Raw genomic sequence first — 12471 nt, 5'->3', positions numbered from 1 at the left:
TCTTATTGCATTAGTGATTAGAATGCCTCTCTAATTCCAAAATAGAAGCCAAAACCATCTTTAGAATAAGTGGTGTCAAAACGCACGTTTAAGCGTTCATATGGCAAGATCATATATCTTGCCCCCACGCCAATACTAGGAAGCCACTCAGCGTCTTTAAAATCGTCATAATAGCCATAAACTTTACCTATACCTGTAAAAATAGTGTAACCAAATCGGCTTTTAAATAGGCCAGTTCGTTTGCGCCACTCTATATCGAGGTTAACTAAGTTTTTATCAATATGCGATCCCGTTTCATAGCCTCTCTGCATACCTCCTCCACGGCTATGACCATACATGGAAAAGTTCTCTGGAGTAACATCTCCCGATAGAAAGTTGCCAACAAAATGGTAGGCAAGAATCGAACTGCTTTCTTCATTTAGTGAGAAAAAGTGTGCATAGTCAATAATATTTGCAAAGTAATTATCTGTACCTTTTCCCTTACTGTTTGCAAAATAGTTAATGCCTTGATATTTGACGTAGAATCCATGATATGGGAAGAAAATATTATCTCGATGGTCAGCAGTACCTATAATACCGAGTCCATTTGATATTGTACGACCTGTAAACCCTGCTTGTTTTAGTTTATCCTCCGAAGTGTCATCTCTACCAGTAATGTTAATATTCCGATAACTGTATCGTAAACCAATAAATATTTGATGTCCTATATTGCGTTGAAAATCAATGTTAATTGCAGCAAGTTGTTTCTTAGAATCCGCATCACCTAAGGTCCCAAGTGTCATTGTCTGATTGATGCCACCAATACCAAAGAATCCATTTAATCTCCATTTGTCATGATCTAAATAGGTGGACTGAGCTACACCCGTAAACCACGAACCATTGGTTGTTCCCATTAAAAATATACCTGTAGTGGTCGGTGGAGATATTGTGTCATTCTTATTAGGGTAGTAGGTGAAAAGGTTGGTCAATAGTAGACCAAATTTTGTTGCAGGATCATACGATGGAAGAGGGATAAATCGATATTTCATCTTAGATCGCTCTTCCAACGTATTAAACTGTTGTTTCTGATACTTATTCTTACTCTTTGTTTGTCCTACTCCTTGCAAACAAGAGAAACATAAGAATATGGCAATCGCCAAACTATTGATTTTGATAATTTTTGAAGACATACGACATTTCAGTTGATTCTAAAAGATTAACATCAATGAAATGTAAATAGTTCATCTTTAATTAACTATAGTGTCTTCCATAGCCTTGCTAAAGAGTGTCCAGGTGCATCAATCTTTAGATCTAAAAAATACCCAAAAGGAGTCTGATGTGTCTCATATCCCACACTCTTTAGTCTCTCTTCACATAGATTCAGCATGTCTCTTGTGTACTCCCAGTCCGCTTTTGCTTCTGCTAAATGTGCAAAAGAGTGGATCACTACATTTTTCGTATCGTTCTTTCTACAACACCACTTTAAGTGGTTGGCTAATTTCTTATCTCTTGATTTTAGAGACATCTCTTGGTCAGAAGGTTCAAGGTGAATAAACGCTAGAATTGCATCTTCAATAATTTGCGTTTTCATATTGCTATCAGGCGCAATATCTAAGCTTTTTTGTTGTGGAGTATATTGAAATGACTTAACGTAAAAAACAAGTACTTTCATAAAAATTGGTTTTCAATGAAAAAGGGAGCAAGCATAATGCCGACTCCCTTTTTAAATACATTATAGATGCTTATTCTATAATTAAGATCTTTTCGATTTGGTCTCCAGGACGAATATCATCGATAACATCTAATCCTTCAACCACACGTCCAAAGCAAGTGTGATTACGGTCTAAATGTTGTGTGTTCTCACGATTGTGACAAACAAAGAATTGTGATCCACCTGTATTTCTACCTGCATGAGCCATAGAAAGAACTCCGCGGTCATGATATTGGTTGTCTCCATCCAATTCACAGTCGATAGAATAACCAGGACCACCTACTCCAGTACCTTTAGGACATCCTCCTTGGATTACAAAATCAGGAATAACACGGTGAAATGTTAACCCATCATAGAATCCTTTTTTTGAAAGACCTACAAAGTTTTCAACTGTTTTAGGAGCATCTTGCTCGTAAAACTCAACTTTCATCATCCCTTTTTCAGTATGAATTTCTGCGTACATAGTATAAATCTATTTAGTAATTGTATTTTCTTCTTCTTGTGTGCTCAGTTTATAGAGATAGTGAGCTGAGAGCACTGGGAAAAGAAAGGTTAGAACAGCAACTAGGATATTCATTGGTTCGTTAGGTGTAGTATAAATCCAATGACAAACTAGAGTGGTTCCAAGTAATACAGAAAAAATTCTAAGAAACTGAACCGTTTTTTTATTGCCATTCTTCTTATGAGAAAGAATACACCCTAACCACACAATGGCTGCAATAACACTTATTACTCCCAAGAAATAATCCTTTTTCATTATAAGTTGTCCTCCATATATAAGAGGAATTGCAGTAAATATAAACATTATGCGATGCATACTACCGACCAGTCGATGTAATGTTTCATGGTTGGTAATGGGCGAAAAAACACCAAATTTCTTATTCCTTCCAAACTCTAAGGGGTCCATTCTATCAATATCATCTTCTTGCTCAATAATCCCTCTATCTTTTGCCACCTGAATTAAAATCTCAACAGCCATCGGTTCATAATCATCACGCATAAAAAGAGCCTTACGTATTTCATGATCTGTAAAAGAATTAATTCGTTGTTCTAATTGATGGTAATCCATAGAATGAGATTTTGATGAGATACAAAAATAACTTATTCAAGGGCAAAACACAAAGATTTCGATGAAAGCTCCTCATTTATTCTAATAAAATCAGATCTATTTTGAAATGAAGATAAATTGCTTGAAAATATATTTTGTTTATCAGTGGCAAAAAAGGATTCAGAACCTTATTTTAAGCTATTCTGTTTAAGTATAGTATATGCCTAGAAGTTTCTAACTGAAACTTTCATTCAAATCATTTGATGTAATTAAAGATCGTCAGATATAAATACCTCTACACTAAGCAATATCAATAAACTGAAGAATACTATTTGAAATAAGAACTCTCTTGTGATTTACTATTCTTCGATCCATTCTATTATCTTATCACTCATGGGTTTGGTTATTGAATAGTAAAAATCATGTAACGTTCCATCTCTATTAATGGCATATTTTTGAAAGTTCCATTTGACACTACTATTTTTTACACCATTTAATGATTTCATTGTAAGCCATTTGTATATGGGTGCTTTGTCATCTCCTTTAACTTTTATTTTTGACATCATGGGAAAGGTAACTCCATAGCTTACTGAACAAAACTCTTTTATTTCTATATTATTGCCTGGCTCTTGACTTCCAAAATCATTGCTAGGGAATCCTATAATAACAAAATCACTATCTTTATATTTCTTGTAAAGTTTCTCTAGATCTTCATATTGTGATGTAAAACCACATTTAGATGCAGTGTTTACGATTAAAATCTTTTTCCCTTTAAATTGATCTAATGAGATCTCTTTTCCATCAATGTTTACCACTTTATAGTCGTAAATGCTATTTTGTGCTTCTACTGATGATATAAATGTTAAGATAGCAACACTGAATGATATGATGATTTTTTTCATTGTAATTGTTTTTGATAATACACTTACAGAAACATCATTATCCTGAGAATGTTTATTTATTGTAGTAAATGTGATGGTCTCTATTATATATCGATATTAATTTGTGCGAAGTTTTAGGAGGACAAGACAAAATCGTAAAAAAAGGTTGGTCCATCATATATCGACCATCCCTTTTTTTACTCTATTATTGAAAGCTAGAATCCCAATGAAATAGCTATTGTATGGATATTGGTTGGATCATATGTTCCAATAAGATTCCCTTTTAAATTAGAAACTTGATTCAAATCATTATCAATACCAAGCATAAAGTTATAACTTAGTGAAAGGTCGAATTTATCATTAATTCTCATTGTTCCACCTGCTCCAAATCTATAAACTCCACTAAGAGGTAGGTCAGGAGTTCTATATTGCTCGTCAACAGGAGATGAATCGAAAGAAAGCCCTGCTCTAACAGTCCACTTGTCATTAATAAAGTAATTACCACCTAAACCAACTCGATAAGTATCTTGCCATTTTCTCTCAATATGTGCATCGTACTCTTCTTTCAGAATGATGGATTGATAATCGAAACCAGCCCAATTACAATAACCTAAATCAAATAATAACTCGACATCCCCAAAGTATTTGCTAATACTAAAGTTTACACCATGAGGAATAAGCATATCTGTAGAGTATCTTGCAGAAGTGTATTTTTCTCCATTAATAAAGTAATTTGTAGCATCTGCGTCGCCTTGGAAATCAATGGTTGATTTATATCTGTAGGTTAAACCCAACGAAAGAGTACTATTGGGCCGATAATGAAAACCAAATTGGAACCCCATGCTAAACGACGTTCCATCAATATTTGCTTCTCCATCAGGTGCGCCTGTAATCACACTTGGAATAGCAATGTCTTCAGATAACATACCAATATAGAAGTTGGCAGCCACTCCAAAACTTACTTTCTCACTTAATTTGAAAGAAGCTGCGGGTGCAATATTTGCTACTGCAATTGTCGCTTTCGTTAGATAGTATTTTCCTTCCCAATTATCTCCGTAGTCTAAAGAAGAACCCATTGGAAAATTAAGTGTTGCGCCAATAGTCCATTTATCACTAAGGTGTTTTAACCAGTAAACTGCCAAAGAAGGAGTGAATTTGCCAGCATTATCATTTGGATAAGCACTTTCAGTTGATTCAAAATTAAATTTAGGAAGCATTCCTTGAATACCAACCAACCAACTTTGATCTTTCACTTCACTCATCGCTGCAGGGTTGAAGTAAGCAGTAGATGCATCATGTGCTACTGCGGATTGTCCAGCATTAGCATTCCCGATATTAGGAGTTGCTACTTCATAAAGCATCAATCCTCCTCCTTGTTGTGCTGAAAGTGTAACTCCAATAAACATCAATGCAAAAAGCAAAGCTACCTTTTTCGTTGCAAAGGAATATACTTTTTTCATAATCAAGATATTAGTTAATAAAAATCATTATTCTGCTAACTAATACAATTAAGGTGAGATAATAGTTCAATATCTTACAGATTATTCCAATGAAAATAAGAACTGCTTTGCATGATTTAAAGATGAGATGCTTATTGTATATAATATTCTCAGTGCTAAAATAATTGCGAACATGTCAAAAGAAATATTCTTAAGTTAAGGTCTCTTTTGTAATAAATGATTGTACTAGGGAGGAAGAGAATATCTGGTTCAACTCTTCAACTCTAATACGGTGTTCCATTCCTTCGATAACCATACTCCTTCCCTTAGGAAAGTGATCAATTGATAAGAATCTTTGTGTCCCTTCTATCGGTACGACATTATCTTCTGAACCAAAAACGTAAATACAATGATCTCCCAATCTTGTAGACCTAATTAGTTTAGGCATGAGTTTATCAACAATAGGATGAGAAAATGCAGGGTTCATTAATATTGCTTTGGTTCCATAAAGTGCAGAAAGAGCATGAGCAACCATAGCGCCTGTTGAGGAACCGATAATTAAATCGTAGTTGTCTTTCCTAAAAATGCTCTCAATCTTGTTTTCTATCTCATTTTGATAGTAATCTAATAGAGGTGAATAGATGTTTCTACTTTTTAGATTTTTCTCTAAAATATCACGTTTCCCTTTCATGAGTCCATCAGACCCAAGTCCATGTAAATATAGAATTCTCATTAGTTATTTTGTTTTTTTATGTGGAAGTGTAACAAAATGGTGATGTTTTAATTTGCTGTCAATGATCCACGTGCGGTAAGATGAATCTATATTTAATTCTATGACGCGAACGCCCATTCTCATCTTTCCATAACAGGTATTCTTCCCTGTTCTTCTACCATAAACTAATGGTATTCCATACATTTGAGCCACATAGTCATTGTCGTGATCATGGCCAACAAACACTCCTTTAAATTGATGTTCCCAAAGGTAATAAAATAGTCCACTGTTGATTCGTGGTGCACATACTCTTTCTCTATGAGTACCTATGGGTTTTATATCTCTATATTTTCTTTTGGTTGCCATTGCATATTCAGGCATTGGAATATGAAGAAACATCAGATTATTATTACATTGATCATCTTCAGAAGCGATATGGCACTTCCATTTTTGGTTTAATATCTCCATTGTAGAAAAGCGCACCCAATCATAGCCTTTAATACTTGGGTCTTCTGAAATGCTACCACTGTCTATGCCCCAAAGGTTCCATACAATTTTATCTTGATGATAAATTGGAAGTGCGTAACAAGGGGTGGCAGCTTTATTTTCATAAGAGTAATAGCAATAAGCATTGCTGCTAGAACTTAGTATTTCATATATCTTTGATTTTTCAAGATTCTCAGGGTCATGATTTCCCATAACAAATGCAAAAGGGATACTCAGCTTATCTAACCATTCCTTTAGTATGAGCCATCCATCCTCGGCATCCGCAGAGCAGACAATATCCCCTGTTAGAAATAATAGATTAGCTTGACTCTCATATATAATTTGATTTAGCTGTGAAAAGTAGTCCGTTAAGCTTGGGTGTTTACGGTCAAGATGCATATCTGTGAGTTGAACCACTCTAAAATGAGTTCCATGGAATAATAACCTTTTTTTTGCCGTAGCGACATGGCATGTAAGGTGAAAAATCAAAAAATAAAATAGAAGTTTTGGTCTCATATTCGTGTCGTTTTTTTCATAGATTATGACATGTTACTAGTGTCAGAGTTTCCAATAACCAACAGTTGTAAAATAGATTTATGTAAAGGTGATATTTGTTTTTAACTCATTAAAAAAACAAATATTTGTTGTAACTATTTGGTATTCTGGTTGATTGTGTAATATGGTTTTTTAATAATTGATTAGATTTAATCAGAAGAAAACTTACAAAGTGTCATTCCCTCCGTTTGTTTTCTTAAATTTACAGAGAATTGTTAAAATCATCAATAATTAGATCTTAATTTATAATGAAAAACGGCGGTCTGTTCCTTATCATATTTTTTTACTTCATATTTTCTTGTACTCCATCATATGAGTCGGGGAGAGTTGCCATTGTTGGAGCTATGCCTGAAGAAATTAAAGCGATTTCTAATAAGATGGAAAATATTGATACACTTTTAATTCATAATATTGCATTTATTCAAGGACTGATAAACCATAAAAAAGTTGTAATATTAAAGTGTGGGGTAGGAAAAGTAAATGCTGCCATGACGACCACATTGTTGATTGATCATTTTCATCCTGAATATATTCTTTTTACAGGAATAGCAGGAGCGATAGACGAGAAGTTGGTTCCGGGGGATATAGTGATTGGAACCCAATATATTCAACATGATCTAGGTACACTTCAAGATGGTAATTTGAATGTATGGGCTGCTCCGAACGTGGTAACAGAGAAAGACCATCCTTTATTTATTAAAGCTTGTCCAATTTTGGAGAAAAAAGCAAGAGGTCAATTCTCTACTACAGAAAACTGTTATTTTGGCACTATTGCTACAGGTGATCAGTTTATTGCAGACAACAACAAGAAAAAGTTACTTTCTCAAGCTTATAATGCATACGCTGTCGATATGGAAAGTGCTGCTATTGCCCAAGTTTGTTTGCAATTTAATACTCCATTTATAATTTTCAGATCCATAAGTGACAGTGCCAATGAAAATGCGGAAGAGACTTATTACTTTAACAAGCAAAAATCAGCTGATAGAACTGTAGATATGCTAACTAAGTTATTGTAGCAATATTAACTGTGTAACAATAATGGGGATAATTAAAAGTAGTATCATCGGTTATTGGGACACTGCTTCAGTCTGTCTTGATTTGATATTACATCTTGCAACATAATTACGACTAGTGTCAGAAAACCAAAAAGTATTATTCTTGCAAAATATACGTCCTAGATCTCTATTGCTATATCCAACAATTGGAAAATTTTCGATAGAACCACTCGCATCAGTAATGGTGTAGAACTTGCGATCTTTAGAAGAGATGATAATATCTTGATTCATTGTGCAAATTCCGTATGCTTCCACTGTTAGTGAAATCCGCTTATCTATATGGATCTGGTCTCCTTGATGATATTTATGATAAGCAAATGAATATATTGCTTTATTAGCCACATCCGTAAAATATATTCTATCATGAAATTTCATAAATTGTACAATAAAGTTATTCTGTGGTAGTGTAGATGAAATAGCCATCGAGGTTAATGATCCAGCTTTCATTTTATCCAGTTGGCTTACATCGAAGACCGAAAGTTTCTCACGATCTCTAACAAATAGTTGATTTTCTATTAATAATAGTCCATTCCCACCGACTAATCCTTGTCGGGTATAGTTCCATTTTCCAGTTCCAATAGTGGTAATATGTCCGTAGTTGTTTGTGTCAAAAACTTCAACTTGAGAGTTCTCTTGAAGAATAAAGATATACTTCTCATTCATCGCCATATCTTTTACGACTGCATTGATACTATCTTTCCCTTCAGCTCCTTCCCATCTGTCGATATGATGGATTAGTCTTTTTGTAGTGTATTCTTGAATATCTACTCCAAAATTCGTCTTGGATCGATTTCCGATTAACATTTTATTCTCAAATAAATAATAAGAAGCAAAATCGTAGCTCGTTGGTTCTGAGAACATCTTGTAGCTATGGTCAAACTCAAATTGATAATCTTGCTGCGCGTGATATTCTTTGAAGTCATATGGAGCCTCTTCTTTACTTTTACAAGCTATGAATAATAGAAATGGTAAAATAAAAATAACGTGTTTCATTATATTTCCATGTTTATATTAATGATACTATTCTTTTTCTCAATAAAAGGATCGGCTTCTACAGCAAATGGATCTCCAATAAATGGTAGATCTTTATCAGCATACATCTCTGTGTAAACCTTTTGTAAGATAGGAACCAAACCTTTACTTTCATTTGCATATGTCAAATTGCTACTATGTCCAAAACCAATCGTATGGGAGAATTCGTGTCCATAAACTTCTAATGGCCAATTGTTATTGGACTCAGCATATTTTGTAATGTATTCGCTACGAACACCAAAAGCAGCGCCCCCTCCAAGTCCACCAATCCCACTTCCTGTCACCACACCTAAGTTCAAAAGCTTCTTATTAATCATACTTTCATAGACCTTGTTTCGATCAATAGGATTCTTATTGTTATCATACAGATTGCCTTCGTAATTCTTAAATGCCTTCTCAAATCGCTTAGAGCTGTATAAGTAGGCCATATTAGTAAAAGCGAAAGTGTAATATCTAGCATCTCTCGGTGTTAATACACCCCAGTTTCCTTTACCATATCGAGAAAACTTAATACGAGTCACCTGTCTTATTTTTTGAAGCATAAAAAATAGGGGATCAGGACAAGTAACTCTAAAGCTTACATGTTCAGTCTCTACCTGATGAAAAGGGCCTAATTCAATTCTTTGTCCATTCATGGTTGTAAAAGTGGTTTTTTTGTCCAATCCTGGATAGGTGCCTACCATGCAATGATGTTGAGGGACAAGATCAAAATGGGCAATCATGAACTCCTTTTCGATTGTGTCCACCTTGCAATAAATGGATACATCTCGAAAATCATGTGGAACAGCATTGAATAACCTATAATGTGTGGCATCATGAGGTTTATATCTCAACATTTCATGACAGTTATACCCTCTGGCACTATCACTATATAAAATGGTATCCTTTTCAAAGTCTGTAAACATCTTCTCACCGTATGTGAGTACATAATTTGGTGGATAATAAATGTTTTTTTGATCCTCCACCCCATCCTCGTGACTACAGCCTATAAGCCCTAAAACACTGATTAGGGCTAATGCAATTTTTTTCATACAATAAAATAATAATTGTTCGACAAAATAATTATGTTTGAATATAGTTGACTGTGGTGGTAGTTTGGTGTTAAATAGAGTTAATATATATAGTAAGACTATAAGAAGATTCAGAAGTGGGTGATCATTAGATTATTATCTATTAATAAGAATCGTCAAAAAAAGATCAATTACTCCTCTAATGTTGCTCAACATACCCATCTTTGTTATCTTTGCTTTGAGAGAGAGAGAGAGAACTTCTCATTAGTTCAATAATTTCAACAATATAGCAGATGGGTATTACACAATTGATGGCGAAATACAATATTCCCATCCCAAGATATACAAGTTATCCTACGGTACCTTATTGGGATAAAGACACGCCAGATCATCAACGATGGTTTGAGGTGGTAAAGGAGACATTTGATCAAACCAACAAAACAAAAGGAATTGCGATCTATATTCACCTTCCATACTGTGAAAAACTTTGTACTTACTGTGCCTGTACAAAGCATATCACAAAAAATCACGACTTGGAAGCACCATATGTAGATGCATTACTCAAAGAGTGGCAAACATATCTAGATACGTTTGAGGATCGTCCAGTGATCCGAGAATTACATTTAGGTGGTGGTACACCAACCTTTTTCTCAACGGATTCTCTTCAGCGTCTTCTTTCCTTCATTATCAATTCTGGAGAAAAACATGCTGAATATGAATTTAGTTTTGAAGCACACCCGAATAATACTTCTAAAGCGCATTTACAAACACTATTTGATCTAGGTTTTCGTCGTTTGAGCCTTGGAGTGCAAGATTTTGACCCAGAAGTACAGAAAGTAATCAATCGTATTCAGACTTATGAGACGGTTGATGAGGTGGTGAACAACGCTAGGGAGATTGGCTACGAGTCCGTAAACTTCGACCTAATCTACGGTTTGCCAAAACAGAAAGCTTCTAGTGTAGAAGATACTCTTAAGAAAGTAAGAGTACTAAATCCGGATCGTATTGCTTTCTACTCCTATGCACATGTGCCGTGGAAGGAGAAAGGACAACGAGGTTTTACAGATGAAGACATTCCAACGGGGGAAGAGAAAAGAGAACTTTATGAAATCGGTAAAAGACTTCTTTTGGAGATAGGGTTTGAAGATATCGGAATGGACCACTTTTCTAAACCAACAGATAAACTAAATATTGCTCGTAACCAAGGTACTCTTCATCGTAACTTTATGGGTTATACTACTTCAGAGGCTGATATGATTATCGGTTTAGGTGCATCATCCATAAGTGATGCAGGTAGAGCTTATATGCAAAATGAGAAAAATATTGAGTTTTATAAGAACAAAATCAATAGTAACGAACCGGCTTTTATTAAAGGACACTTTCTAAATCATGAAGATCGTACGATAAAAAGAGCCATTCTTGATATTGCATGTCAAGGAAAACTGACTTTTAATGATGACCTAGTAAACTATATGACCTTCCAAATGCTGACACAACTAAAAGCGATGGAAGAGGAGGGGGTTATTGTTCGTAATCCAAGAGGATTCGCATTGACACCTGAGCTTGGGAAAATGTTCTTGAGAAATGTTTGTAGTGTATTTGATATACGAATGCAAGATAAAGCAGAACAGGATGTTAAATTTAGTAAGTCGATATAGGATTAAATGTTATACGATAAGCATAAAATAAAAGAGCGGCAACCATCTGAAATAGGTTGCCGCTCTCTTTTTATTATTAAGGGTTTAACAAATCTGGATTATAAAATCCCAAGATATTTTGAATCATTTGGCAATACACTTTTGCCTCCTTGTTGTTGTGTTGTGCATAGATATCTTCAAATAGATTTAATGCTTCACCCCAACGTTGAAGTTTGTAAAGAATCTCTCCTTCTAACATACGATAAACTAACATATCTTTTTCTGGAGACTTCTGAATAACAGCAAGAGCATCTTCTAAATGACCTTGCTCACTCCATTTTTTTATCTCTTCAATTTCCATAGTGGGATCATATAATAGGGCCAACTAGAGAAACCCTATGAATCTTTATAGGACTTCTATTGCAGCCTCATAATTAGGTTCATTTGTAATTTCAGGTACATACTCAACAAAAGTAATCACTCCTTCTTCATTAACGACGACAGTACCACGAGCCAACAAGCGTAGTTCTTCAACTAAGAAACCATATTTTGTTCCAAAATCAACATCTTTATGGTCTGACAAAGTTACTATATTATTCAACCCTTCTGCAGCACAGAAGCGTCCTTGAGCAAATGGAAGGTCACAAGAAATAGACAAGACAACTGTGTTGTCCAATTTCGTTGCCTCTTCGTTGAATTTACGGTTTTGGGCTTGACAAACTCCTGTATCAATAGATGGATAAACGGCAATAACCACTTTCTTTCCTTTGAAATCAGAAAGTTTTGCTGGAGTCAAATCATTTCTTAGCACAGTAAAGTCAGGAGCTATTTCTCCAACTTTAACTTGGTCTCCTACTAGTGTTACAGGGTTTCCTGCAAAGGTTACTAACGAATTATTCTTATTCATAATCACAGTATAATTAATT

Annotated in this window: 14 protein-coding genes; 2 read left to right on the top strand and 12 right to left on the bottom strand. The window is 34.7% G+C overall.

Annotation, left to right across the window (positions count from 1 at the left end; genetic code table 11):
• Positions 1-17 precede the first annotated feature (17 nt).
• The 8 genes from K5X82_03385 to K5X82_03350 all read right to left on the bottom strand — a co-directional run bounded on the left by K5X82_03385 (position 18) and on the right by K5X82_03350 (position 6772).
• Positions 18-1169 (bottom strand): outer membrane protein assembly factor, encoded by a 1152-nt coding sequence (locus K5X82_03385; GenBank protein ID QZT37951.1) that lies wholly within the window; start codon positions 1167-1169, stop codon positions 18-20.
• A 65-nt stretch (positions 1170-1234) separates the two neighbouring features.
• Positions 1235-1651 (bottom strand): threonyl-tRNA synthetase editing domain-containing protein, encoded by a 417-nt coding sequence (locus K5X82_03380; GenBank protein ID QZT37950.1) that lies wholly within the window; start codon positions 1649-1651, stop codon positions 1235-1237.
• A 70-nt stretch (positions 1652-1721) separates the two neighbouring features.
• On the bottom strand, positions 1722-2153 hold the full coding sequence (locus K5X82_03375; protein QZT37949.1) for a peptidylprolyl isomerase: 432 nt from the start codon (positions 2151-2153) through the stop codon (positions 1722-1724).
• 9 nt (positions 2154-2162) lie between these two features.
• Entirely contained in the window at positions 2163-2759 is a 597-nt protein-coding gene (locus K5X82_03370; protein QZT37948.1) for a hypothetical protein, read from the bottom strand.
• 338 nt (positions 2760-3097) lie between these two features.
• Positions 3098-3700: a glutathione peroxidase gene (locus K5X82_03365; GenBank protein QZT39076.1), complete on the bottom strand. Its 603-nt coding sequence runs from the start codon at positions 3698-3700 to the stop codon at positions 3098-3100.
• Between the two features lie 134 nt (positions 3701-3834).
• A complete protein-coding gene (locus K5X82_03360; protein ID QZT37947.1) occupies positions 3835-5079 on the bottom strand; it encodes an outer membrane protein transport protein in 1245 nt (414 codons plus the stop codon).
• 190 nt (positions 5080-5269) lie between these two features.
• The gene (locus K5X82_03355) at positions 5270-5791 is read right to left on the bottom strand and encodes a hypothetical protein (GenBank protein QZT37946.1); all 522 of its coding nucleotides are present in this window, start codon (positions 5789-5791) and stop codon (positions 5270-5272) included.
• A 3-nt stretch (positions 5792-5794) separates the two neighbouring features.
• Positions 5795-6772 carry a metallophosphoesterase gene (locus tag K5X82_03350; GenBank protein ID QZT37945.1) on the bottom strand — a complete coding sequence of 326 codons (978 nt, stop codon included), beginning with the start codon at positions 6770-6772 and terminating at the stop codon, positions 5795-5797.
• 287 nt (positions 6773-7059) lie between these two features.
• Here K5X82_03350 and K5X82_03345 point away from each other — a divergent pair, with 287 nt between their 5' ends.
• Positions 7060-7827: a 5'-methylthioadenosine/adenosylhomocysteine nucleosidase gene (locus K5X82_03345; protein QZT37944.1), complete on the top strand. Its 768-nt coding sequence runs from the start codon at positions 7060-7062 to the stop codon at positions 7825-7827.
• Between the two features lie 51 nt (positions 7828-7878).
• Here the strand turns inward: K5X82_03345 and K5X82_03340 are convergent, their stop codons facing one another.
• Positions 7879-8859, bottom strand: a complete 981-nt coding sequence (locus K5X82_03340) for a hypothetical protein (GenBank protein QZT37943.1) — start codon at positions 8857-8859, stop codon at positions 7879-7881.
• On the bottom strand, positions 8859-9929 hold the full coding sequence (locus tag K5X82_03335; protein ID QZT37942.1) for a hypothetical protein: 1071 nt from the start codon (positions 9927-9929) through the stop codon (positions 8859-8861). The genes K5X82_03340 and K5X82_03335 overlap by 1 nt, the downstream gene beginning before the upstream one ends.
• A gap of 272 nt (positions 9930-10201) precedes the next feature.
• On the opposite strand from K5X82_03335, the gene hemN reads away from it, so the two are divergent.
• Positions 10202-11566 carry an oxygen-independent coproporphyrinogen III oxidase gene (hemN, locus tag K5X82_03330; protein ID QZT37941.1) on the top strand — a complete coding sequence of 455 codons (1365 nt, stop codon included), beginning with the start codon at positions 10202-10204 and terminating at the stop codon, positions 11564-11566.
• Positions 11567-11642: 76 nt separating this feature from the next.
• Here the strand turns inward: hemN and K5X82_03325 are convergent, their stop codons facing one another.
• The gene (locus K5X82_03325; protein ID QZT37940.1) at positions 11643-11906 is read right to left on the bottom strand and encodes a hypothetical protein; all 264 of its coding nucleotides are present in this window, start codon (positions 11904-11906) and stop codon (positions 11643-11645) included.
• A 45-nt stretch (positions 11907-11951) separates the two neighbouring features.
• The gene (gene tpx, locus K5X82_03320; GenBank protein ID QZT37939.1) at positions 11952-12452 is read right to left on the bottom strand and encodes a thiol peroxidase; all 501 of its coding nucleotides are present in this window, start codon (positions 12450-12452) and stop codon (positions 11952-11954) included.
• Positions 12453-12471: the final 19 nt, after the last annotated feature.

It is taken from the genome of Prolixibacteraceae bacterium (assembly GCA_019856515.1).
GTDB lineage: Bacteria > Bacteroidota > Bacteroidia > Bacteroidales > Prolixibacteraceae > Halosquirtibacter > Halosquirtibacter xylanolyticus.
This window is presented reverse-complemented; position numbering and strand designations above follow the sequence as displayed.